The sequence below is a fragment of the Ochrobactrum sp. WV_118_8 genome (assembly GCF_039631535.1).
Classification (GTDB): Bacteria; Pseudomonadota; Alphaproteobacteria; order Rhizobiales; family Rhizobiaceae; genus Brucella; species Brucella anthropi.
The window spans coordinates 214,156-238,197 of the sequence record NZ_JBDIUZ010000001.1 but is presented as its reverse complement, the minus strand read 5'-3'; the positions used below and the strand labels follow the sequence as shown (position 1 = coordinate 238,197).

Sequence of the window (24,042 nt, the reverse complement as noted above, 5' to 3'; positions counted from 1 at the left end):
AAAAGGCTCCCTTTATTATTCACCGATACCTTCAAAGAATTCTTTCATCCTTGAGAAGAACCCCGCTGATTTCGGGCTGTTCTCTTGCGAGGAAAGTTTTTCGAACTCTTCCAGCAGTTCACGCTGGCGTTTGGACAGGTTCTGCGGCGTCTCAATGTCGATCTGTATATAAAGATCGCCAACGGCGGCCTGACGCAGAACCGGCATGCCCTTGCCCTTGAGGCGGAACTGCTTGCCGTTCTGTGTGCCGTCCGGAACCTTGACCCTTGTCTGCGTGCCATCGAGTGTCGAAACTTCGAACTGGCCGCCAAGCGCTGCGGTCGTCATCGAGATCGGCACCTTGCAATAAAGGTCGGAACCGTCGCGCTGGAAGAACTCATGCGGCTTGACCGAAAGGAAAATGTAGAGATCGCCCGATGGGCCACCGCGCATACCGGCCTCGCCTTCACCGGAAAGACGGATACGGGTGCCATCCTCAATGCCAGCAGGAATATTGACCGACAGTGAACGTTCCTGGGTGACGCGGCCTTGACCATGGCACTTGCCGCAAGGGTCCTTGATCATCTGTCCGCGACCGTTACAGGTCGGGCAGGTGCGTTCCACCGAGAAAAAGCCCTGGGCAGCGCGAACGCGGCCCGAACCCGAACACATGGTACAGGTGGTCGGCTGGGAACCGGCCTTTGCCCCGGAACCGGAACATTCGTCGCAGGTGATGGAAGTCGGAACGCGAATCTGCGCGGTCTTGCCCGCATAGGCTTCTTCCAGCGTCACTTCCATATTGTAGCGAAGATCGGCGCCGCGTTCGCGTCCGCCATTGGAGCGACGACGACCGCCACCCATCATCTCGCCAAAAATGTCTTCGAAGATATCGGCAAAACCACCAGAACCGCCAAAACCGTTACCGAAGCCGCCGCCCATGCCACCATTTTCAAAGGCTGCGTGACCGAACCGGTCATAAGCGGCACGCTTCTGCGGATCCTTCAGCGTTTCGTAAGCTTCGCCGATTTCCTTGAACTTGCGTTCAGCTTCCGGATTGTTCGGATTGCGATCCGGATGGTACTCCATCGCGAGCTTGCGAAAGGCGGTTTTCAGCACCTTATCGTCTGCCGTTCTTTCAACACCCAGAGCTTCGTAGTAGTCGATCTTCATCAGTTCGTTATCCCGGCGGCAGGAACGCGCCTTTTGCTTTCACGGACATCGTATCCCGAAACCGGTCCCCAGATTCGTGCGACACGCCCCAAAAGCGTTCAACACTTGTCAGGGGCCAGCGTTTCCAATTGTTCATCTATCGAAGCGCCTTCCGACTCAATGCGTCAGAGCAGCACTCCGGGTTTCAGCGTCAACACCACTTTGCCCGAAACCGTCTCATGCTTTTCAAGATGTATGCAGGCCAGCGCGATTTTTCAAATAGAGGCTGATCTGCCTGATATTTCCATCGGTACTTTCTACCGATACCGGCCAATATGCAGGCTTATACAAAACCTGCGAATATGAACATCTCGAAAATTGGCAAAAGCCCGGGGCAGAGCCCCGGGCTTGAGCGTATAGAGCCTGAAATTACGACTTCTTCTTGTCGTCGTCGATTTCTTCGTAATCGGCGTCGACAACATCGTCGTTCGAAGCAGCTTCTTCGCTACCGCCGGCAGAACCGGTTTCAGCAGCCTGAGCGGCCTCATACATGGCCTGACCAAGCTTCATGGAAGCTTCGGCGAGCGTCTGCGTCTTGGCTTTGATGTCCTCGGCATCGTCGCCTTCAAGCGAAGTCTTGAGGCTTGCGAGAGCATCCTCAATGGCCTTCTTGTCATCAGCCGAAACCTTGTCACCATATTCGCTCAGCGACTTTTCGGTCGAATGAACGAGGCTTTCGCCCTGGTTCTTGGCTTCCACGGCATCGCGGCGCTTCTTGTCCGCTTCGGCATTCGCCTCGGCGTCCTTGACCATCTTTTCGATGTCGGCATCGCTCAGACCGCCGGATGCCTGGATGCGGATCTGGTGTTCCTTGCCCGTGCCCTTGTCCTTGGCCGTCACGTTGACAATACCGTTGGCGTCGATGTCGAAGGTCACTTCGATCTGCGGCACGCCACGCGGTGCGGGCGGAATGCCGACGAGGTCGAACTGGCCGAGCATCTTGTTGTCGGCAGCCATTTCACGCTCGCCCTGGAAGACGCGGATCGTCACGGCCGACTGGTTGTCTTCGGCGGTGGAGAAGGTCTGCGACTTCTTGGTCGGGATCGTGGTGTTGCGTTCGATCAGACGGGTGAACACGCCGCCCAGCGTTTCGATACCCAGCGAAAGCGGGGTCACGTCGAGCAGCAGTACGTCCTTGACGTCGCCCTGCAGAACGCCTGCCTGAATTGCCGCGCCCATGGCGACGACTTCATCAGGATTAACGCCCTTGTGCGGCTCCTTGCCGAAGAAGGCCTTCACGACTTCCTGAATCTTCGGCATGCGAGTCATGCCGCCGACCAGAATCACTTCGTCGATTTCGCCAGCCTTGAGACCGGCATCCTTCAGCGCTGCCTTGCAAGGCTCGATGGTGCGCTGGACGAGATCGTCGACCAGGCTTTCGAACTTGGCGCGCGACAGCTTGATGGCAAGATGCTTCGGACCGGTCTGGTCGGCCGTGATGAACGGCAGATTGACTTCGGTCTGCTGCGCGGACGACAGTTCGATCTTGGCTTTTTCGGCAGCTTCCTTGAGGCGCTGCAGAGCGAGCTTGTCGTTCTTGAGGTCGATGCCGCTTTCCTTCTTGAACTCGGCCACGAGGTATTCGACCAGACGCATGTCAAAGTCTTCACCGCCGAGGAAGGTGTCGCCATTGGTCGACTTCACTTCAAAGACGCCGTCACCGATTTCGAGGATCGACACGTCGAAGGTACCGCCGCCAAGGTCATAAACAGCAATGGTCTTGCCTTCGTTCTTGTCCAGACCGTAAGCGAGCGCAGCAGCCGTCGGCTCGTTGATGATACGCAGCACTTCAAGACCGGCGATCTTGCCGGCATCCTTGGTTGCCTGGCGCTGAGCGTCGTTGAAGTAGGCCGGGACGGTGATAACCGCCTGCGTAACCGTTTCGCCGAGATAAGACTCAGCGGTTTCCTTCATCTTCTGAAGGATCATCGCAGAAACCTGCGACGGGGAATATTTCTTGCCGTGGACTTCAACCCAGGCATCGCCATTGTCGCCCTTGACGATCTGGTATGGGACAAGGTCCTTGTCCTTGGTAACCATCGGGTCGTCAAAGCGGCGGCCGATCAGGCGCTTGACCGCAAAAATGGTACCTTCCGGATTGGTGACGGCCTGACGCTTTGCAGGCTGGCCGATAAGACGTTCGTCACTATCCGTGAATGCAACGATCGAAGGGGTTGTACGCGCACCTTCGGCATTTTCGATGACCTTCGCGTTTTTGCCGTCCATGACGGATACGCAGGAGTTGGTCGTTCCTAGATCGATACCAATTACTTTAGCCATATTTCTCTCCATTCAGCAAACCGCCAAGACCTCTACCGAGCGTTCCATGGGCGGTTCCTATCGGTTTCACAATGCGCTTTTCACGATGCTTGTCCAGATACCGGACCGGTTTCCAGACGCACATCAATGCCCTGTGCGAGGCGTATATAAGAAACGCGGTTTTTTACTGCAAGTCACAACAGCCAAGCTGAGGCAGATTCCGCACCCGGAAATACTGACAGGGACCTATCGACGTACGAAATAGGGGTCGCCGCTGCACTACATAGTGCGCGCCGACCATCATACCATAGCCGATTTGCCGTCTTTTGCCGCTCGGTAGATCGCATCGATGAATTTCTGGTTCGCCTTCGAGTTTTCAAGCGAGAAAAGCCGCGCATCCTTATCGCCACGCGCAGCACGCACAAAACTCTCGGCCTGAAGCTGATAATGATTGGCGTCACCGAACGACCATTCCGTCGCCTTCGTGTGACCGGCATCGAAAAGCGCGATGCTGCCATGACCATATTTGCCGGTATTGAACGGCGCATAGACTTCAATGAAGCCCTTGTCGCCATGGAAAACCATCGTCTGTCGAGCGCCAAGTTGCGTGGCGACATAGAAAGTCAGGTCAAAACCGTCGAAGCGCGCCGAAACATTGGCATAACGGTCGGTGCCGAAGGCCGGATCATATTCGACCGACGCCTGAACCGACACCGGTTCCTGACCGGTAACCATACGGGTTACCACGGTCGGATAGACGCCAATATCCGGCAGGGCGCCGCCACCCAGTTCCGGCTGGTTGCGCATATTGCCCGGATCGACATTGAAATAGGAAAAAGCGCCCTGCACATGGCGGAGCCTGCCGATAGCGCCTTCGGCCAGAAGTTCCTGCAGCTTGATCCACTGCGGATGGTAATAGACCATGAAGGCTTCAGCCATCGTAACCTTATGCCTGTCACGCGCGGCAATAAGCTGGTCGATATCGTCGGCCTTGAGTGCAATCGGCTTTTCGCACAGGACATGCTTGCCTGCTTCAGCCGCCTTGAGGCTCCATTCGATATGCTGCGAGGTCGGCAGCGGTATATAGACGCCGTCGATAGCGTCGCTGGCCAAAAGTTCTTCATAGGAACCGAATGCCAGCGGTGCACCGAAACGGTCGGCGACGGCGCGTGCCCGCGACAGGTCGCGGCTTGCAATGGCATGAACAATGCCATTTTCGGACGCGCAAAGCGCTGGAATTACCTGCGTGACGCCAATCTTGGCAGTTGAAAGGATACCCCAACGAAACATGCTGTTCCCTCTTTCATTCAAAGCAAGAACCGGACTCATTCCGGCGTGTCCCAGTCCTGAACTCTCAGTTCCGGCCAGAATTTCAGCGCGCGGGTTGCCTTGATCTCATGCGTTTCGCGGTTATCGATGGCACGATTGGGCCGAATGCGAAATGAAAAAATATCGTCAAAGCCGAATGGAGCGTGGATGAGCAGCCCATCTTCCGTCACCTCGCCGTCTTTTGCCAGCCGCGCACCCACACAATGGGCAATCGTCGAATAGCGTTCTATCGATTCGGTCGCAGAGCGAAGCGGCGCATAGGGCTGTCCAAAGCGCTTTTCGAACCACAGATGCACCCGTGCCTGATTGCGAATTTGCACCGGAAGCGGAAAGTCGCGGAAGACGTCAGCCCCGCGGGTGATAACCGCATCCTCTGCCTCCCAGGAGAGATCGCTGCTGTCGAAATAGATAATATCGAGATCCTTGATCCCATGCAGAGCCTGTCGCCTAGTCAGCCGATTCCAGATGGTGTTGTAGAGGGCACCGGAGACGAGCCAGAATTTAGATGATTCCCCGCCGAGTTCATGCAGCCGATGCAGCGCATCCGTCAGCAGCGGACTTTCCAGAATCATCTGTGAAAAGATATCCCGCTGCCGTGCGAATGGCAGACCGGCATGACGCAAATGGTTCGACGTTGCCTTCATTGACCGCTCCCCGACCCATGGCGATAAAAGTCGATGAATGCGCGCAAGGCCGGGCGCATCTGGCGGCGGCTTGGATAATAGAGATAAAGCCCGGCGAAAGGCTGGCACCAGTCTTCCAGGACCCGGACAAGACGTCCATTCGCCAATGCATCGTGAACATAGGCTTCGAACAGATAAGCAAACCCCGTACCGTTCAGGGCTGCTTCCAGAATAACCCTGTCGTCATTGACAATCAGAGGTCCCTCAATGGCGATTTCCTGCACTTCGCCCGCTTTTTCGAACTCCCAGCGATAGGTTCGCCCGCTCGGAAAGCGATGGCGAATACATGCGTGCTGCAAAAGATCGCGCGGTTCGACGGGAGCTGGACGGTTATTGAAATAAGCCGGTGCCGCGACGATTGCCGCACGAACATGCCCGGTCAGCCGCGTTGCAATCATGTCCGCTTCGAGGCTTTCACCAAGACGCACACCTGCGTCGAAGCCCGCCGCCACGATATCGGTGAAGCCATTTTCCACCCGCAGGTCGAGTGTAATATCGGGATAAGCTCTGGCGAACTCGCCCAGACGCGGTGCAATGACAAGCTGCGCCGCCACATAAGGCGCTGTGATACGCAGCACCCCCGACGGACGATCCCGCGAATCGACGGCGGCACCCAAAGCCGCATTGATCTCCTCAAGCGCCGGTGCCAGCCTCTCCAGCAATTGCCGCCCGGCCTCCGTCGGGGCAACGCTGCGCGTTGTGCGCGCAAGAAGACGCACACCCAGACTGTCCTCCAGTGTTGCCACCGCATGGCTGACGGCCGAGGGCGCAATCGCCAGTTCCCGCGCAGCGCCACGGAAACTTCCATGCGCGGCAACGGCGGCTAGAACGGCAAGCTGTGACAGTTGACTTCGATTCATTGTTACAAATTACAGAACAAGCCGTGAAAATAAATCGGTATTATCGAACTGATCACCCTGTTTTATGGTTCGCAACATGATCCCGGGCTTGGGCGCAGGCAGCTTGAAGGCGCGTCCACCCAGAATCTCCTCCCGATCCTCCCGCACAATTTTCAGTACTTTCAATCAGCCATTCGAAAGGAACTACAATGCAACAGCGCAAACTCGGCCAGCAATTGAGCGTTTCCGCCCTTGGTTTCGGCTGCATGGGAATGACACACGCCTATGGGGGGCAGGACGAACAGGATGCAATCCGCACGCTGCACCGCGCCGTCGACCTTGGCGTGACATTTTTCGATACCGCGGAGGTCTATGGCCCGTTCGAGAATGAGAAACTCGTCGGCAAGGCGCTCAAGCCATTCCGTGAACGGGTGACGATTGCAACGAAGTTCGGCTTCAAGATCGAAGACGGCCAGATGAAGGGTGTCGATAGCCGCCCTGAACATATTCGCGACGTAGCCGAGGCCTCCCTGAAGCGGCTTGGCATTGATGTGATCGATCTGTTCTACCAGCACCGCGTCGATCCATCCGTGCCAATCGAAGATGTGGTTGGCACTTTGAAAGACCTGATCGATGAGGGAAAGATACGCGCCATCGGCCTTTCGGAAGCAGGTAGCACCACCTTGCGCCGCGCGCATGCGGTCCATCCGATCGCCGCGTTGCAAAGCGAGTATTCGCTATGGGCGCGCGATCCGGAAGACAATGTGCTGCCAGTCTGCCGTGAACTTGGTATCGGTTTCGTACCCTATAGCCCGCTTGGGCGCGGTATGCTGACCGGCACATTGCGCTCACAGTCCGATCTCGCCGAAGACGACTTCCGCAAGACCCTGCCGCGTTTCCAGCCGGGCAATCTGGAAGCCAACAACCGGCAGGTGGATCGTATCGTCGAGATCGCACAGGAAAAGCAGGTCACGCCCGCGCAATTGGCGCTGGCATGGGTGCTGAGCCGGGGCGATTTCATCGTGCCGATCCCCGGTGTCCGCAAGATCCATCATCTGGAAGACAATGTGAAAGCCGTGGACATCATGCTGACGGAGCAAGATCTCAAGCGTCTGGATGAGGTATTATAGCGCGGCGATCAGGATGAGACGCGGGCGACAATCTGGATGAGATTCTTATGTCGCGGTCGAGTTGAAGTTATCACGTTGAATGTCGCTGGCAAGCTCTTCGTCGCTTTCTGATTGTCGCTCCGCGGCAATCACCGTCGAGGTTTTGATTGTCGCAAAAGATGCCGGTCGTCCGCGTTGGCGTTTTTCCTCCAGCGCCGTTCTTCGCCGGTAGCTTTCGACATTCATCTCGAAGATCGTAGCGTGATGAACAAGCCGGTCGACCGCTGCGAGTGTCATGGCAGGATCTGGGAAGACCCGGTTCCACTCTCCAAATGGCTGGTTTGCGGTAATCAAGACCGATCTGTGCTCGTAGCGTGCCGATATCAGCTCGAAGAGCACGCTCGTTTCGGCCTGATCCTTGGTGACGTAGGCGAGATCATCGAGGATGAGCAAGTCGAACTTGTCGAGTTTGGCGATAGCAGATTCGAGCTGCAGTTCCCTGCGCGCGACCTGTAGCTTTTGCACGAGGTCGGTTGTTCGGGTGAATAGCACGCGCCATCCATTCTCGATAAGTGCGAGGCCGATAGCGGCAGCGAGATGGCTCTTTCCTCCACCGGGTGGGCCGAACATGAGGATATTGGCACCTTTGGCGAGCCAACTGTCGCCAGCGGTAATTGCCATGACCTGGGCCTTTGAGACCATGGGCACGGCGTCGAAAGCGAAGCTATCCAGGGTCTTTCCAGGTGGCAGGTGTGCCTCAGCGAGATGCCTTTCAATCCTGCGGTGGGCACGCTCGGCCAATTCGTGCTCGGCGATGGCCGATAGGAAGCGTGCGGCCGGCCATCCTTCTCGATCGGCCTGTTCGGCAAATTGCGACCATAGAGTCTTGATTGTCGGCAGTCGGAGTTCGTTGAGCATGATGCCGAGCCGCGCTTCATCGATGACATGAGCGTTCTTCATGCTGCTTCTCCTGTCCCGATCAAGGCCTCGTAGCCATGAAGCGATGCGAGTTGGACATGGACGGTCGGCAATTTGGCTGGATCGGGACCGAAGAGCGCTTGCATTGCAGCCAGATCGGGCAGATCTCCGGCATCGAGTGTCGTGGCCAATTCTTCGGCAAGTTCGCGCTCGCAGCCGCGATCATGCGCCAGCGCCAGAAGCTCGACGGTGATCTTGCAGGCCTGCTTGTCGGGAAGATGCTCGATGAGTGTCTCGTAGGCTCTGCGGTATTCCTGCCGTGGAAAGAGCTTGTCACGATAGACGAGACCACGCAGCGCCATCGGCTTTTTGCGCAGGGAATGGATGATGTGGTGGTAATTGACGACCTGATCATGCCGCCCGTCGGCATGGCCACGTCCCCTGCGCAGCGTCATCAGGTGCGTACCCCCGACAAAGACATCAAGCCGATCGTCGAACAAGCGCACCCGAAGTCTATGCCCGATGAGGCGGGACGGCACGGTGTAGAACACCTTGCGCAAGGTAAAGCCGCCGGTGCGAGATACCGTCACGACAACCTCTTCGAAGTCCGTGGTCCGGCGCTCGGGCAGCGCCTGCAAATGGGACCGCTCGGCATCGATACGCTTGCCATGGGCGGCGTTGCGCCGGCTGACAATCTCGTCGACAAAGGCGCGGTAAGAGCTGAGATCAGCGAATTCCCTGGTACCGCGCATCAGCAAGGCATCACGAACAGCATTCTTGAGATGGCCATGGGAGCTTTCGATCGAGCCGTTCTCATGTGCGATGCCCTTGTTGTTGCGCGTCGGCGTCATGCGATAATGGGCACACAGTTCGTCATAGCGATTTGTCAGGTCGACCTTGGCATCGGCATCGAGGTTGCGGAAGGCGGCCGACAGACTGTCGCTGCGGTGATAAAGGGGCGCGCCCCCCACAGACCACAGGGCGTTCTGCAACCCTTCTGCCAGCGCAACGAAGCTCTCGCCGCCGAGAATGACATGAGCATGCTCGAACCCAGACCAGACAAGCCGGAAGTGATAAAACAAATGATCGAGCGGCTGGCCGGCGACTGTGATGCCGAGGCTGCTCATGTCAGTAAAATCCGAAAGGCCCAGCCGACCAGGTTCATGCGTCTGGCGGAAGATGACCTCCTGGGCCTCACCGTGAACAGCACGCCAGGACCGGATGCGACGCTCGAGCGTGCGGCGGATACCTTCGGGCAGTTCTGGATGCCGCCGTAGCATCTCGTTGAAAACGGCCACGGCGCGGATGCCCGGTGCTGCTTTGAGGAGCGGAACAACTTCCGTATCGAATATCGGCTCAAGCGGATCAGGACGACGACGCCCGCGTGGTGCTTTGCTTTGGGATGGAAGTTGCGTCTCCTTATCGAGACGATAGGCCGTGGCCCGGCTGATCGACGCTTTTGCAGCGGCGACCTCTACTGAATGCATTTGTCGATACTTCATGAATAATCTCATCTGATGATCGGTTACATGACGACCCGGCACAAACTGGTTCTCCAATCCAGAAAACCTGAAATGTATCGGACCGACCGCGATCATGAGACGTCGAAAATCTGCGCCGCGCCGGGATATGACTACGGTCGGGCTACGCCCTCTCTCCGTCACACCCCGGCGCGAGTCTCATCCTGATTGACGCTGAATCTCACCTTGATTGTCGCTACGCAGGTATCCGCACCCGCCCTGATCGCAGGCAAGCGTTACAACGAACAGCAGCTTGCTTTGACCGGTCTTTGATAAATGCTCCAAATAAAAGGGGAGCCCGTCGGGCTCCCTTTTTTACATCCTGCGCAGAGCTGGCGGTGCAAGCGTCAGAAGCCCAGCCAGTGTCATGGCAAAGCCGACCCATAGAGGTGCATGTAGGCCATAGCCTGCCTCCATTGCCTGTCCACCAACCCACGGCCCAAGCCCGAGACCGATATTGATGACCGATGCATGCATGGCGTTCACCAGCGCGCCCGGATGCGCGATCCGCATCACCCTCGCGATAAAGGCAGGATTAAGTGCTATGCCTGTCAGACCGATCATCACGATGGCAAGGATCGTAGCCAGTTTCAGCTCGGCGAAAAGCGCGAAAATCAGCATGGCCGACAGCATCAACACAAGACCGATAGCGATAGTCGGGATTGTGTGACGGTCGGCAAAGCGACCGGTGACATAGTTGCCGACGATATTGGCGCCACCATAGACGGCAAGCAACAATGGCACCTGCATTGCGGAGAAGCCGGCAAGCTCCACCGTGATCGGTGACAGATAGCTGTAGACCGCGAAAGACGAACCGATGACGAGCGCGCTCGTGGCATAGGCGGCCCAGAGTTTCGGCTTGCGCATTTCCTTCAGTTCAGAGCGCAGATCGGCCTGCGGCGTATCGGGCGACGATTCGATCTTGAAGGCGATGACAAGGGCGCAGATCAGGACCAGAACCACAATGGCCCAGAAGCTCGCCCGCCAGCCGAACGCATTGGTGATCGCCGTCGCTATCGGCACGCCGAAGACGGTGCAGAGCATAAGACCGGCAAAGACCAGCGATGAAGCTCGCCCGCGCAGTTCCGGTCCGACGAGCTGTGCCGTGATGGCAAGCATCAGCCCGAAGCTCGTTGCCGCCGCCATACCGGTCAAAACACGGGCGATCAGCAGAATTTGAAAACTGCTTGTGGACGCGGCCACGCTTTGCGCCGCCGCATAAAATACAAGCAGAATCAGAAGTCCCCGCTTGTTCTCGATCTTCAACGCCAGAAACAGGATCGTGACCAGCGGTCCGCCGATCATCATGCCAAGCGCATAAAGCGAAATGAGATTGCCGATATCGGCGATGGAACGGTCGAACGCCACCTGAAGTGAAGGCAGCATGCCCGAGATCATGAGTTCGGAAGTCGTGAGCGCGAACACGCCTAAGCTGAGGCAATAGACAACCAGCGGGATCGCTCGTGCCTTTTGCGAAGACGCAGAAACCTCTTCCGCCGCAAGGGCGGATTCGCACGTATCGTTCATGGGACGAATCCTATTTATATAGTGTAGATTACATAATTAATATCGCCTTGCCCGAAAGGGTCAAGAGAATTATATAAGGATGATTACAGAAAGGGAGAAAAATGGTTCCACGCGGACGCCCGCGCAGCTTCGACCGCGATACAGCGCTGGACAAGGTGATGAAGGTTTTCTGGGCCAAAGGCTATGAGTGCGCCCAGATCAACGACTTCACGACCGCCATCGGCATTACGCCGCCAAGCTTCTATGCCGCCTTCGGCAACAAGGAGCAGGCGTTTCGTGAAGCCGTCGACTATTATCGCCGCACCATCGGTGCCGCTCCTTTCGATGCATTGGAAAACGCGACCACCATACAGGATGGCTTACGCCAATGGCTGGAACTGAGCGCAGACAGCGCTTTCGCCTGCCCGGCGGGCGGCTGTATGATCAGTGTCAGCTCAATCCAGTGCAAACCGGAAAATGTGCCTGTGAAGGAGTTTCTCCAGGCTATCCGACACGCAAATCATGAGCGGCTTTCCAAGCGCTTGCAGCAGGCGGTAGGGGCAGGTGATCTACCCTCCAATGCCGATACTGCACAGATGACCGAATTCTATCACATGATCCAGCAGAGCATTTCTTTTGAAGCCCGCGATGGCAATTCGCGCGCCGCGGTACAAAAGATCATCGATATGGCGATGATGGCTCTGCCAGCAAGGACTAGACAGGCCGCTGAATAGCTGCATTAGAGCGTCGATCTGACTGGATCAGATCGACGCTCTAACTTCTTCTATTTCAAGCATAATCTTATCGATCCTCGTTTTACTCCGGTCGGATTATGCTCTAAAAAAGCCCGCCAGATGGCGGGCTTTTCATTTCATGCTTATCCGCGCAGCACGCCGCCGGTCTGCTTGGCCACACTGGCCACGACCTGCTTCGATAGTGCTTCCAGATCTTCATCCGTCAATGTGCGGTCCTGCGGCTGCAGCAGCACCTCGACCGCGATCGACTTCTTGCCTTCACCCAGCGATGCGCCTGTGAAGATGTCGAAGACCTGAACGCCAACAATTAGCTTCTTGTCAGCCGACGAAACTGCCTTCACGACATTTCCAGCTTCCACATCTGCATCCACCACAAACGCAAAATCGCGCTTGAGGCTCTGGAACTGCGAGAGGTTCAAAGCCGGCTTAGTGCGCGTGGACTTTGCCTTCGGCTCAGGGACCGCATCAATATAGACTTCAAAGCCGCAAAGCGCGCCCGAAACATCGAGTGCTTCCAGCGTATCCGGATGGAACTCGCCGAAATAGCCCAAGACGACCTTCGGTCCGAGCTTCAACGTGCCCGAACGACCCGGATGGAACCATTCAGGACCACCAGCTTCGATCTGGATGCGGTCAACCGGAGCGCCAGCAGCTTCAAGTGCTGCCAACGCATCAGCCTTGGCATCGAAGACGCCGACGGGAGCCGCATTACCAGCCCAGAAACGGCCCGAGCCATCAACCTTGGCTGTACCGCGGCGCACGCCACCCGCCACGCGACGCTGCTTGTCTGGCGTATCGCCTTCGTAGATCCCCGAAACCTCGAACAGTGCCGTATCGCCGAAACCGCGATCCGCATTGCGCTGTGCTGCGACCAGCAGGCCCGGCAGAAGCGAAGGACGCATGTCCGACATATCGGCGGCAATCGGGTTCGCCAGCTTCAGTTCCGGCTTGCCACCACCAAAAGCTTTGGCTTGCGCGTCGGAAATGAAGGAATAGGTCACAGCTTCCATCATGCCGCGCGAAGCGAGCATGCGGCGGGCATGGCGGGTTCTGATTTGCAAGGTTGTCAGAATACGACCATTGACCGTGCCAAGCCCCGGCAGCGGCTGCGGGTCGATCTGGTTGATGCCATGAATGCGCATGACTTCTTCAACGAGGTCGGCCTTGCCTTCCACGTCGCCACGCCACGTCGGAACGGTGGCCTTTATAACCTTGCCGTCGCCTTCAACGCCGAAGCCAAGACGCTTCAGGATATCGAAGGATGCGTCGTAGGAAACCTCGATGCCCGTCAGGCGCTTGACTTCCGATACCGGGAAATCGATCACGCGCGGCGTAGGCTTGCTATATCCAACCACGTCGAGAACTGTTGGCTGTCCGCCGCACAGGTCCAGCACCAGCTTGGTCGCAATTTCCGCACCGGGCACCATCATTTCCGGATCGACGCCACGCTCGAAACGATAGCGCGCATCGGTGACGATGCCGAGTTCGCGGCCCGTGCGCGCAATCATGCGCGGGTCCCAGAGAGCCGATTCGATCAACACATCGGTGGTGTTTTCATCGCAACCGGAATGTTCGCCGCCCATGATACCGGCGATCGATTCGGGACCGTTCTCATCGGCAATCACATACATGCCCGGCTTGAACTTATAATCACGCTGATCGAGGCCGAGAATGGTTTCGCCATCCTTTGCCAGACGCACCGTCAGATTGCCCTTGACCTTGGCAGCGTCGAAGACGTGCAGCGGACGGCCCTGATCGAAGGTCACATAATTGGTGATGTCGACCAGCGCATTGATCGGGCGTAGGCCGATGGCCTTGAGGCGCTGCTGCATCCATTTGGGGCTTGGGCCATTTTTCACGCCCTTGACCATGCGCAGTGCGAAGCCGGTGCAGAACGGGTTCTCGGCATCCTGATCCAGAATGATCTTGACCGGGGTTTCCCCTTCGCCCTTGACGGCGTCCGGCAACGTATTCTTGAGCGTGCCTAGACCTGCAGCAGCAAGATCACGTGCAATGCCATGAATGCCGGTGCAATCGGCACGGTTCGGCGTCAGGCCAATCTCGATCACCGCATCGTCCAATCCGGCATAAGTCGCGAAGCTGGTGCCGACCGGAGCGTCTTCCGGGAGGTCGATGATGCCATTGTGCTCGTCGGAAAGCTCCAGCTCGCGCTCGGAACACATCATACCGAAACTTTCGACACCGCGAATCTTGCCGATGGAAAGCGTGACATCGAGGCCCGGCACGTAGTCGCCCGGACGACCCAGAACGCCGACCAGACCGGTACGTGCATTCGGTGCGCCGCAAACGACCTGAACCGGTTTGCCATCGCCCGTATCGACGGAAAGCACGCGCAGCTTGTCGGCATCCGGATGCTGAACAGCGCTTACGACCTTGGCGATCTTGAAGGCCTTGAAAGCAGCGCGGTCGTCGACCGATTCCACTTCCAGACCAATATCGGTCAGCTTCTCGACGATCTGTTCCAGCGTCGCATCGGTTTCAAGATGATCCTTGAGCCAGGAAAGCGTGAATTTCATTTGTCTTGTCCCTTCCTGTCCTTACGCGCTCAGTCCGCCGAAAAGCGTCGGAATGTCGAGCGGACGGAAACCGTAATGTTCGATCCAGCGCACATCGGCGTCGAAGAAAGCACGCAGATCAGGCATGCCATATTTCAGCATGGCGATGCGGTCGATGCCCATGCCCCATGCAAAGCCCTGATAGACGTCTGGGTCGTAGCCGGAAGCGCGCAGCACATTCGGATGCACCATGCCGCAGCCCAGAATTTCGAGCCAGTCATTGCCTTCGCCGAACTTCACATGCGGACCGGAACGGTCGCACTGAATATCAACCTCAACCGATGGTTCGGTGAACGGGAAGAAGCTCGGACGCATGCGCATCTTGACCGAAGGAACTTCAAAGAAGGATTTGCAGAACTCTTCCAGCACCCACTTCATGTTGGCGACATTGGCCGACTTATCGACAACCAGACCTTCGACCTGATGGAACATCGGCGAATGGGTGGCGTCGGAATCCATACGATAGGTCTTGCCCGGAATGACGATGCGGATCGGCTCGTCACGGCCTTCCTTGTCACGGATGGCCGCGAACTTCTCCATCGTGTGCACCTGCACCGGCGAGGTATGCGTGCGCAGCAACTTGCGCTCGCCCTTCTCGTCTGCATTGAAGAAGAAGGTGTCGTGCATTTCGCGCGCCGGATGGCCTTCGGGGAAGTTCAGAGCCGTGAAATTGTAATAATCGGTCTCGATATCCGGACCTTCGGCAATCGAGAAACCCATATCGGCGAAGATTGCGGTGATCTCATCGATGACCTGTGAAATCGGATGAATGCGGCCGCGCGATGCAGCGCTTTCACGCACCGGCAGCGTCACATCGACCTTTTCGCGCTCAAGGCGAGCGGCAATCGCTTGCTTGCGCAGTTCCGTCTTGCGCTCGGTCAGCGCTTCGGTAACCCGGTTCTTCAAGCCGTTGATCGCCGGTCCCTGCGCCTGGCGCTCTTCCGGCGTCATGCTGCCCAGTGTCTTCAGCTTTTCCGAAACTGAGCCCTTCTTGCCAAGAGCGGCGACACGCACGGCTTCAATGGCAGGCTCGTCAGCCGCCGCCGCGATGTCTTCGAGAATCTGCCGTTCAAGTTGTTCTAGATCACTCATTGTTTAAATCCCTGTCGTGCCTGCGGCACTCCACGCCTCTTGTTTTGAGTTACCTGTTGCGCCTGCAGCGCTCCACATATTTCGCTTTGCAGCCAAAGAAGCGTTGTCGTTACTCTCTTTGGCCTGATTGGTGAGACGCATCAAGATTGGCGTCAAAAAATTCCATCGCCTGCAAAAGCCGTCTTCCATCGCCGCCGAGAAAAATGCGGCGGAACAGCCTCAGCGGCGCGATGGTAAATCGGAAGAAGCCGACAATTTTCTTCAATTCCGGAATCACGTCAGCGGGCGCGACCGCACGATAGGCTGCGAATGTCTGCTGCGGTGTCCCGGCAAGACGCGCCTGCGCCGTGATCTGGAAAAACAGGAGCCACACGTCTCGCGCCTGTGCAGCAGCAAGCGGCATGACCGTTTCCGGTTCCTCCTCGAAATCCAGAAAACCGGCAACGCCGTTTTTCTCGAAGAAATCGCGCGGGTGCGGACGCCCATGGCAGAGCCCGGCAGCATGGGCTTCACCCAACGCGCGGGCGCAATGCACGAGAAGTGCATCATGGCCCTGCGGATCATTGCGACGCAAATGGTCAAGCTGGTCCTGGATAATCGGCGCGACATCGCTCAGAACCATCACCGCCCCTTGGTGGTACACGATCCTGGGAACCTGAAAGCCTGCCTGCAGAAAAGCGCTCATCTTGCGCTCTTCGCGGTCGGCCATGTCTGCTTCTCCAACATCCTTCGGGCTGCGCAGGAACGGATAGGGAAGAAGCGGCGAGATGAGGCTGTGCAGACGCTTCGGAAATGGGCGCCTTTCTGCATCGTAGCGCTTGATCCAGACACGATGACCACCGATGACGGCACTGGAAATGCGCTTGCCCCGGCTCTGGACAAGCAGAACCAGCAGGCTGCGGAGATCATCCGCATCCAGATCCAGTCTCAACTTGCCCGGTTCATCCTTCATGCCCGCTTTGAATCCTTAAAACGAGAAAACCCGCGCCAGCCGAGCCAGCGCGGGTCCCCAAATTATCGATACTGCTTGGGAAAGGCGGCTGGCTTAGCGGACAGCGCCTTCAAAAGCGTTCGGCGTCTCGGTGTTCTTGAGGTACTCGAGAGCCTTCTTTGCCGATGCAACCAGCGCACCGAATGCATCCGGTTCGTGGATTGCGATATCGGACAGAACCTTGCGGTCGATCTCGATGCCAGCCTTGGCAAGACCGTCGATGAAACGGCCATAGGTCAGGCCCTGCTCGCGGACGGCAGCGTTGATGCGCTGGATCCAGAGAGCGCGGAACGAGCGCTTGCGGTTCTTGCGGTCGCGGTAAGCATACTGCTTCGAACGGTCAACTGCAGCCTTGGCGGTGCGGATGGTGTTCTTGCGACGGCCACGGAAACCAGCAGCCTGATCCAGAACCTTCTTGTGCTTTGCGTGGGCGGTAACGCCGCGTTTTACGCGTGCCATGTTATGATCTCCTTCTCAGACTAATCTTAGAGGCCGTTCGGCAGGAACTGCTTCACGATCTTTGCATCGGCATCGGCGAGAACCATGGTGCCGCGTGCATCGCGAATGAACTTGTTCGAACGCTTGATCATGCCATGACGCTTACCAGCAGCTGCGGCCTTGATTTTGCCGGTGCCGGTGATCTTGAACCGCTTCTTGGCGGCCGATTTGGTCTTCATCTTGGGCATTTTGCTACTCCTTCTTTGCGATCCCCCTCGTGCCTCCGGCACTCGACGCCTCTTGCGTGGCGTCCGGTCATGCCTGATGCGGATGGGAACCTAGTTTTACTTCCGGACTGACCAAGCCCGAAAAGCATACGAAACCGCCACGGCATGCCCTGCCGGGCGGTTCGAACGCGGCCTTATAGGCTCAAAGACTGCAAAACGCAATGCCCGAATTGGACTGAATCGCAACCGGAACGTCAATAAAGCCGCAGAAGTACCGGCAGGACGTGAATGTCCTGCAGATATTCCACGAACTCGAAAAACGGATAGGCCACGAAGAACACCAGGCCGTCCTGAAAAGTGCGATAAATCCGGTCAGGCCGGACGATCAGTTCTTTGTCGTCGCGAAACAGCGAAAACTTCGGAAAGAAACGCGGAACGCTCGCACAATAGGCTTCATAAGGCTTGCCGAAATTCTGCTTGAGAAATTTCTCTTCCGTCCGGATGACAACCGAGAAAGCGAGATAGCAAAGCACGCCGAAGGCGATCGCAATGATGATGCTGCCGGTCTGCGCGCCGATACCCATCGCGCCGATGCTGCTGAAGACGTAAAGTGGATTGCGCGTGACCGAATACGGTCCGCTCTGCACGATTTCCGCGCTCTTGCGCCCGCCGATATAGAGCGTACACCACATGCGTCCGATGATGGCCGCGACGATCAGACTGAGACCGAACGCCTCGATATATTCATGAAAATGGCCGGTCGATTGCGAGCTGACAAAAAGCAGCGCCACGACCAGAAGCACCACGACGGCGCCGATCGCAAGACGCCGACGCTGCTGATATTTACCCAATTCGCCCAAAGTCTTCATTGCGATTCCATGATCCAATTTGCCTGGCCAAAAGAAAAGCCGCCCGAAGGCGGCTTTTCCAAGGCATTTCGAAATGCTCAGCGCGGAGCGAGAACCATCATCATCTGACGGCCTTCAAGCTTCGGCTCGGACTCAACCTTGGCGATTTCGACAGTGTCTTCCTTGACGCGCTGCAAAAGCTTCATGCCAAGTTCCTGGTGCGCCATTTCACGTCCACGGAAACGCAAGGTAACCTTGACCTTGTCGCCTTCCTCAAAGAAACGCAGAGCAGCCTTCATCTTCACCTCATAGTCATGGGTGTCGATGTTCGGTCGCATCTTGATTTCCTTGATTTCAACCGTTTTCTGCTTCTTGCGCGCTTCGGCGGCCTTTTTCTGATTCTGATACTTCAGCTTGCCGAGGTCGACGATCTTGCAAACCGGAGGCTCTGCGTTCGGCACGATCTCGACGAGATCGAGACCTGCTTCTTCAGCCATGGCGATAGCTTCCTGAATGGAAACATCACCGTGGTTCTGGCCTTCGGCATCGATAAGCTGAACCCGGGGAACCCGGATATCACGGTTGGAGCGCGGTCCGTCTTTCTGAACCGGCGTCGCTCTGAAGGGTCGGCGAATGGTCGTTATCTCCTGAATTGTTACGTCTCATGCGGTCGGATACTCGCTGCCAGACGGCATATCCCCAATCAAACCGCAGTTGATCGCGGAAATGTCGTCAAGCGGGCGGCGAAGTCAATAGCATCTTTGACAGGAAAAATCACCCCCGCGTGATAAACGTTCTTTTTGTTGTCATTTCGCGGCGGACAAGCGGCATATCGGTCACATTTGCCGTCATTTCAAGGGCCTCGCCCCACATGCGGGTTTTCTCTCTTTTGCGAACATGCAAAAACACTCCCGGAAAATGAGGAGATTTGTCATGAGCGTTGCGGGGCCGGAATTCATCGACGTGGACGGAGCGAAAATCGCCCTGCGTTACAGAGCCGGAAGCAAATCTCCCGGTGTGGTCTGGCTCGGCGGCTATCGGTCCGACATGCTGGGCACCAAGGCGGTCGTTCTCGATGAATGGGCGACTGAGACTGGGCACAGCGCACTCAGGCTCGATTATTCCGGCCACGGCGAATCCGGCGGCGATTTCAATCAAGGCACCATCTCGCGCTGGCTGAACGAAAGCCTCGCCGTCTATCGCAAATATGCCAAAGGTCCGCAGATTCTGGTCGGCTCCTCCATGGGGGGCTGGATCGCGCTGCGCATGGCGCAGGAGCTCAAAAAGGAAGGGAACCCGCCTGCCGGGATCGTCCTGATCGCACCTGCTCCGGATTTTACGGCTGTGCTTGTGGAGCCCACACTTTCCGACGCGCAGAAAAACGACCTTCAGGAAAAGGGCTATTTCGAAGAACCCTCCGAATATTCGCCCAATCCTTATGTCTATACCCGTGCGCTGATCGAGGACGGACGGAAGAACCTGGTTCTCAAGGGTATCATCGAGACCGGCTGTCCGGTTCATATCCTGCAAGGCATGCAGGACCCCGATGTTCCCTACAAGCATGCGCTGACGCTGGTGGAACACCTGCCTGTCGATGACGTGACCCTGACACTGGTGCGCGACGGGGATCATCGCCTGTCGCGACCGCAGGATCTCGATCTTCTGATCCGCACCGTATCCGGTCTGGCGGAACGCATCGGCGAAAAATCATAACGGAGCGAAATCATGCGGTTTTCGGTTTTCGCTTCCTCGGCGGTTGCGGCCATTGTCGGTTTCGGCGGCACGCTGGCACTCATCATTGCCGCAGCGCAGGTGCTGGGCGCCACACAGGCCGAAACTGCAAGCTGGGTGACGGCGATTTGCCTTGCGATTGCCGCCTCATCCGCCTGGCTCAGCATTCGCTACAAGATGCCGATCATCGCGGCCTGGTCTACACCGGGGCTGGCGCTGATCGGCGCCAGTGCCGGTTTCACCATGCCGGAAGCGGTTGGCGCATTCATCGTGACGGCGCTCGCACTGGTCGCCACCGGACTGATCCGCCAATTGTCGGTGCTTGTTTCCCGCATTCCAGCCTCCGTCGCATCAGGTATGCTTGCAGGCGTGCTGCTGAGTTTCGTCATTGCCGCCGCCAAAACAGTGCCTGGCGATCCGGTTTTCGTCCTGCCGCTGGTAGCGCTGTTCTTTATTATCCGCCTGTTCAACCCGTCGCTCGCCGTCATTGCCGTTCTGGTGATCGGAATGATCTTCGCGCTCGCCACTGGGCGCTCACCCGCACTGCCCGCGCCTGAAATCTCCACGCTCACCCTCATCTGGCCAGAGTTCCACATGGGTGCGATGATCGGCATCGCGATACCGCTTTATCTGGTGACCATGGCCTCGCAGAACCTGCCGGGTTTCGCCGTACTGCGTGCTTCAGGCTATGAGCCGCCAACCAGCGCCTGCCTGCGCGTAACCGGTCTGTTTTCACTGCTGACGGCTCCTTTCGGCGCATCGACCACCAATCTGGCCGCGATTTCGGCGGCACTCTGCACCAATCCCGATGCACATCCCGATCACACCAAACGCTGGCTTACCGGTCCGGTCTATGCGGCGATCTATGTGGTGTTTGCCCTCTTCGGGGCGTCACTGGTCGCAATCTTTGCCGTATTACCGGTAACGCTCATCGCCCTTGTTGCCGGGCTTGCCCTGACAGGCCCGTTCATCAACGCCATGTCATTGGCGCTGAAGGATGAACATGAGCGTCTTGCGGCGACCATAACTTTTGCCGTGACGGCCTCCGGCATGGCGTTTTTCGGCGTCGGCTCTGCCTTCTGGGCACTGATCGCCGGGCTTGCCGTCACTTTTCTCGAACATTTTCGCAAGAAAATTTCGAATTAATCACATTGGTTAGCAGAAGCGTGGCCTGAATCCGCAAGTTGCATTCTTGAAAAGCCGCAATCTTTTCACCACGTCGAAGTCAAGCCGCCAGAACAAAATGCCCGCACAGGGCGGGCTGGCAGGCCTTGGTTTTGCGCATGTTGCCGGACGATGTCGAACGGTTGAATGGCATGCGCTTTTCGACGGAGCAGACCATGACCAATACTGCATTGATCCGCCCGGCATGGACGCCAGCCACGATTGCGCTGATGGTGCTCGGCTTTATCCTGTTCTGGCCACTTGGCCTTGCCATGCTGGCCTATATCCTCTGGGGCGACCGCCTCGAAGGATTCAAGCGCGGCGTGAACGAGAAGACCGATTCCATGTTCGGATCGTTTCGCAACTGCCGCAAGGGCGAAAGCTTCAACTTCGGTAGCACCACCGGCAACGAGGCTTTTGACGACTGGCGCCGCGCCGAACTGGAACGACTGGCCGAAGAACGCCGCAAGCTTGAAGAAGCACGCGCCGAATTCGAGGCCTATGCTGCAGAACTTCGCCGCGCTCGCGACAAGGAAGAATTCGACCGCTTCATGGCTGAACGCCGTGCGGCCTCGAAGAAGACGCCTGCCCCGCGCGCGAAAGGCGGCAAGGACGACATCACCGATCTTTGATAAGGTATAACACCCTGAAATCTCTCGAAACGGCGCGGTTTGGCTGCGCCGTTTCGGTCAAAACAGCAATTTTTTCTGGCTTTTTAAGCGAATCGCTTATTCTTAAGCGATGGGCTTATCCTTTCTTCGGCAAATCAGCGGTAAAGGGGCATCCGCTGGAACGACAACCGTTCGCAGCGAACGTATCCATGCGGTCGCCGGACGCGAACTTCCTTTACGTGTTTTCGAGAATCCGCGTGCCAAACGACTGACCCTGCGTATCGAAGCAGGCGGCAGGGGACTGCGCATTACGGTTCCGCCCGGCCTTCCCGAGCGCGAGGTGCTGAGCTTCCTCAACCGCCATGAAGGCTGGATCGAAAGCCGCATTGCAAAACTGCCCGACCAGCCAGGCGTGCGCGCCGGTATCAAAATCCCCTTGCGTGGCGTGCCACACAAGATCGTGCATCAGCCCGGGCGCGGCACCACACAGCTTCTCGAAGGCAATATTCTGCTCGTCCATGGCGACCCGGCACATCTGCCACGCCGCGTTGCCGATCACATCAAGCGCGAAGTGAAGCGCGAGATCGAGGCGCTTGTCGTCCGTCACACCGCGGCTGTCGGCCGCAAGGCCAAGGCAGTGCGCTTCAAGGATACGAAGAGCCGCTGGGGGTCGTGTACCTCGGACGGCATCCTTTCTTTCTCCTGGCGCATCGGCATGGCCCCTGCCCCGGTGATCAATTATCTCGTTGCCCATGAGGTGGCCCATCTCATCGAGATGAACCATGGGCCGAAATTCTGGAAACTCTGCCATGAGCTTTGCCCCGACACGGAGCGCTGCAAGGCTTGGCTGAAGCGCAATGGCAGCGCATTACAGGCTATCGACTTCACATGACCGCATCCATACTGACCGCCGCCAAGGTGCTGTGGGATTATCACTGCATCTATGATCCGCTGGAAACTGCCGATGTCATTATCGGGCTTGGCAGCTACGATCCACGCGTTGCCGAGAGGGCAGCCGATCTCTTTCTGGCCGGCATGGCGACGTGGCTGGTATTCACCGGCAAAAGTGGTCACTGGACGGACAGGCTCTACAAGGCAAGTGAAGCAGAAGCTTTTGCTGAAATCGCAATCAGGCGCGGCGTGCCTGAAGAAGCGATCACCATCGAACCCAATGCCACCAATATCGGCGAAAATATAAGGTTCAGTCGCGAACGGCTTGCACCCGGTGCAATCAGCGCCATCCTTGTGACCAAGCCGCAGACCCAACGCCGTGTTCTGGCGACCGCGGCCCGGCAATGGCCGGAAGCACGCGCAAGCATCACCGCGCCGCTCGTATCCTTCGAGGACCAGCCAACGGCAGATCATCCGGTCGAAATGCTTATCAGCGAGATGACCGGCGATCTTCAACGCATTCTGGAATATCCCGCCAGGGGCTATCAGATCGCGCAGGCTGTTCCCCTTGAGGTCATGGAGGCGTATGATTTTCTGATCGCACAGGGTTTTGACGGCCATCCGGTCTCCGAATAGGTCGACAATGGACGGAATAACTTGAGTAGACCCCGGATTTATGCGACGGAAAACCATGGTTCTCGATATCAAGATATGCGGGCTTAAAACCCCCGATGCTGTTGCCGCCGCCCTCGACGGCGGTGCGACGCATATCGGTTTCATCTTCTTTCCAAAAAGCCCGCGCCATATAACCCCGCAGGCAGCGGCAGGCCTGCGCGATGCGGTCAAGGAACGTGCGCTTGTCGTTGCCGTTACAGTCGATGCGGACGATGAAACGCTGGATGATATCGTGAAAACCGTGAAGCCAGATATTCTGCAGCTTCACGGCCATGAGACGCCGGAACGCGTGGCCTTCATCAAGGCGCGTTATGGCCTGCCGGTCATGAAGGCTTTTTCGGTGCGCGAAGCCAGCGATCTTACCGCGATTGCAGCCTATAAAGGCATAGCCGACCGTTTCCTGTTCGATGCCAAACCGCCAAGGGGCTCTGAGCTGCCAGGCGGCAATGGCGTGTCATTCGACTGGGAACTTCTGGCGGCGCTTGACGCGGATATCGATTACATGCTTTCCGGTGGATTGAATGCGGACAATATCGCCGAGGCGCTGCACAAGACCCAGGCGCCGGGCATCGATATATCGTCCGGCGTCGAGCGCGCGCCCGGCCAAAAGGATGTGCGTCTCATCGAGAATTTTTTCCGGGCTGTCGCCGATGCGCGCCGTTGCCCTGTAGACAGCCTGAACTGACGGAGCG

At 57.4% G+C, this 24,042-nt stretch carries 23 protein-coding genes; 8 read left to right on the top strand and 15 right to left on the bottom strand.

Going from position 1 to position 24,042, the window contains the following annotated elements; all coding sequences use genetic code 11:
* Positions 1-15: 15 nt before the first annotated feature.
* The 5 genes from dnaJ to ABDF71_RS01135 all read right to left on the bottom strand — a co-directional run bounded on the left by dnaJ (position 16) and on the right by ABDF71_RS01135 (position 6,319).
* Entirely contained in the window at positions 16-1,149 is a 1,134-nt protein-coding gene (gene dnaJ / locus ABDF71_RS01155; protein WP_010657712.1) for a molecular chaperone DnaJ, read from the bottom strand.
* Between the two features lie 408 nt (positions 1,150-1,557).
* Positions 1,558-3,468, bottom strand: a complete 1,911-nt coding sequence (gene dnaK / locus ABDF71_RS01150) for a molecular chaperone DnaK (protein WP_010657711.1) — start codon at positions 3,466-3,468, stop codon at positions 1,558-1,560.
* Between the two features lie 279 nt (positions 3,469-3,747).
* A complete protein-coding gene (locus ABDF71_RS01145; RefSeq protein WP_029926250.1) occupies positions 3,748-4,737 on the bottom strand; it encodes a Gfo/Idh/MocA family protein in 990 nt (329 codons plus the stop codon).
* A 35-nt stretch (positions 4,738-4,772) separates the two neighbouring features.
* Positions 4,773-5,420: a nucleotidyltransferase family protein gene (locus tag ABDF71_RS01140; RefSeq protein WP_151616005.1), complete on the bottom strand. Its 648-nt coding sequence runs from the start codon at positions 5,418-5,420 to the stop codon at positions 4,773-4,775.
* On the bottom strand, positions 5,417-6,319 hold the full coding sequence (locus ABDF71_RS01135; RefSeq protein ID WP_010657708.1) for a LysR family transcriptional regulator: 903 nt from the start codon (positions 6,317-6,319) through the stop codon (positions 5,417-5,419). The genes ABDF71_RS01140 and ABDF71_RS01135 overlap by 4 nt, the downstream gene beginning before the upstream one ends.
* A gap of 188 nt (positions 6,320-6,507) precedes the next feature.
* Between ABDF71_RS01135 and ABDF71_RS01130 the strand changes: the two genes are divergently transcribed.
* On the top strand, positions 6,508-7,428 hold the full coding sequence (locus ABDF71_RS01130) for an aldo/keto reductase (RefSeq protein WP_500060853.1): 921 nt from the start codon (positions 6,508-6,510) through the stop codon (positions 7,426-7,428).
* Positions 7,429-7,473: 45 nt separating this feature from the next.
* Here ABDF71_RS01130 and istB read toward each other — a convergent pair whose 3' ends face one another.
* The 3 genes from istB to ABDF71_RS01115 form a co-directional block, all read right to left on the bottom strand.
* A complete protein-coding gene (gene istB / locus ABDF71_RS01125) occupies positions 7,474-8,367 on the bottom strand; it encodes an IS21-like element helper ATPase IstB (RefSeq protein ID WP_500060852.1) in 894 nt (297 codons plus the stop codon).
* Positions 8,364-9,869 (bottom strand): IS21 family transposase, encoded by a 1,506-nt coding sequence (gene istA / locus ABDF71_RS01120; RefSeq protein WP_500060850.1) that lies wholly within the window; start codon positions 9,867-9,869, stop codon positions 8,364-8,366. The genes istB and istA overlap by 4 nt, the downstream gene beginning before the upstream one ends.
* A 291-nt stretch (positions 9,870-10,160) precedes the next feature.
* Complete coding sequence (locus tag ABDF71_RS01115; protein ID WP_010657706.1) at positions 10,161-11,372, bottom strand: MFS transporter; 1,212 nt, start codon at positions 11,370-11,372, stop codon at positions 10,161-10,163.
* Positions 11,373-11,473: 101 nt separating this feature from the next.
* Here ABDF71_RS01115 and ABDF71_RS01110 point away from each other — a divergent pair, with 101 nt between their 5' ends.
* Positions 11,474-12,085, top strand: a complete 612-nt coding sequence (locus ABDF71_RS01110; RefSeq protein ID WP_151616003.1) for a TetR/AcrR family transcriptional regulator — start codon at positions 11,474-11,476, stop codon at positions 12,083-12,085.
* A 143-nt stretch (positions 12,086-12,228) separates the two neighbouring features.
* On the opposite strand, the gene pheT is transcribed toward ABDF71_RS01110, so the two are convergent.
* The 7 genes from pheT to infC all read right to left on the bottom strand — a co-directional run bounded on the left by pheT (position 12,229) and on the right by infC (position 18,913).
* Positions 12,229-14,643: a phenylalanine--tRNA ligase subunit beta gene (pheT, locus tag ABDF71_RS01105; protein WP_151616002.1), complete on the bottom strand. Its 2,415-nt coding sequence runs from the start codon at positions 14,641-14,643 to the stop codon at positions 12,229-12,231.
* A 21-nt stretch (positions 14,644-14,664) separates the two neighbouring features.
* Positions 14,665-15,774: a phenylalanine--tRNA ligase subunit alpha gene (pheS, locus tag ABDF71_RS01100; RefSeq protein WP_010657703.1), complete on the bottom strand. Its 1,110-nt coding sequence runs from the start codon at positions 15,772-15,774 to the stop codon at positions 14,665-14,667.
* A gap of 109 nt (positions 15,775-15,883) precedes the next feature.
* Entirely contained in the window at positions 15,884-16,726 is an 843-nt protein-coding gene (locus ABDF71_RS01095) for a BUD32 family EKC/KEOPS complex subunit (RefSeq protein ID WP_010657702.1), read from the bottom strand.
* Between the two features lie 93 nt (positions 16,727-16,819).
* On the bottom strand, positions 16,820-17,224 hold the full coding sequence (gene rplT, locus ABDF71_RS01090) for a 50S ribosomal protein L20 (RefSeq protein WP_006468099.1): 405 nt from the start codon (positions 17,222-17,224) through the stop codon (positions 16,820-16,822).
* Between the two features lie 26 nt (positions 17,225-17,250).
* On the bottom strand, positions 17,251-17,451 hold the full coding sequence (gene rpmI / locus ABDF71_RS01085) for a 50S ribosomal protein L35 (RefSeq protein WP_006473268.1): 201 nt from the start codon (positions 17,449-17,451) through the stop codon (positions 17,251-17,253).
* A 233-nt stretch (positions 17,452-17,684) separates the two neighbouring features.
* Positions 17,685-18,299, bottom strand: a complete 615-nt coding sequence (locus ABDF71_RS01080; RefSeq protein ID WP_010657701.1) for a methyltransferase family protein — start codon at positions 18,297-18,299, stop codon at positions 17,685-17,687.
* A gap of 77 nt (positions 18,300-18,376) precedes the next feature.
* Positions 18,377-18,913, bottom strand: a complete 537-nt coding sequence (gene infC / locus ABDF71_RS01075; protein WP_012091035.1) for a translation initiation factor IF-3 — start codon at positions 18,911-18,913, stop codon at positions 18,377-18,379.
* A 298-nt stretch (positions 18,914-19,211) separates the two neighbouring features.
* On the opposite strand from infC, the gene ABDF71_RS01070 reads away from it, so the two are divergent.
* From ABDF71_RS01070 to ABDF71_RS01045, 6 genes are all read left to right on the top strand, one after another.
* Positions 19,212-19,991 carry an alpha/beta hydrolase gene (locus ABDF71_RS01070; RefSeq protein ID WP_151616001.1) on the top strand — a complete coding sequence of 260 codons (780 nt, stop codon included), beginning with the start codon at positions 19,212-19,214 and terminating at the stop codon, positions 19,989-19,991.
* Positions 19,992-20,003: 12 nt separating this feature from the next.
* Entirely contained in the window at positions 20,004-21,155 is a 1,152-nt protein-coding gene (locus ABDF71_RS01065) for a benzoate/H(+) symporter BenE family transporter (protein ID WP_071632106.1), read from the top strand.
* 194 nt (positions 21,156-21,349) lie between these two features.
* Positions 21,350-21,805 (top strand): DUF2852 domain-containing protein, encoded by a 456-nt coding sequence (locus ABDF71_RS01060; RefSeq protein WP_010657696.1) that lies wholly within the window; start codon positions 21,350-21,352, stop codon positions 21,803-21,805.
* Positions 21,806-21,914: 109 nt separating this feature from the next.
* Positions 21,915-22,676 (top strand): M48 family metallopeptidase, encoded by a 762-nt coding sequence (locus ABDF71_RS01055; RefSeq protein WP_010657695.1) that lies wholly within the window; start codon positions 21,915-21,917, stop codon positions 22,674-22,676.
* The gene (locus tag ABDF71_RS01050; protein WP_151616000.1) at positions 22,673-23,311 is read left to right on the top strand and encodes a YdcF family protein; all 639 of its coding nucleotides are present in this window, start codon (positions 22,673-22,675) and stop codon (positions 23,309-23,311) included. The genes ABDF71_RS01055 and ABDF71_RS01050 overlap by 4 nt, the downstream gene beginning before the upstream one ends.
* A gap of 55 nt (positions 23,312-23,366) precedes the next feature.
* The gene (locus ABDF71_RS01045; protein ID WP_029926268.1) at positions 23,367-24,035 is read left to right on the top strand and encodes a phosphoribosylanthranilate isomerase; all 669 of its coding nucleotides are present in this window, start codon (positions 23,367-23,369) and stop codon (positions 24,033-24,035) included.
* Positions 24,036-24,042: the final 7 nt, after the last annotated feature.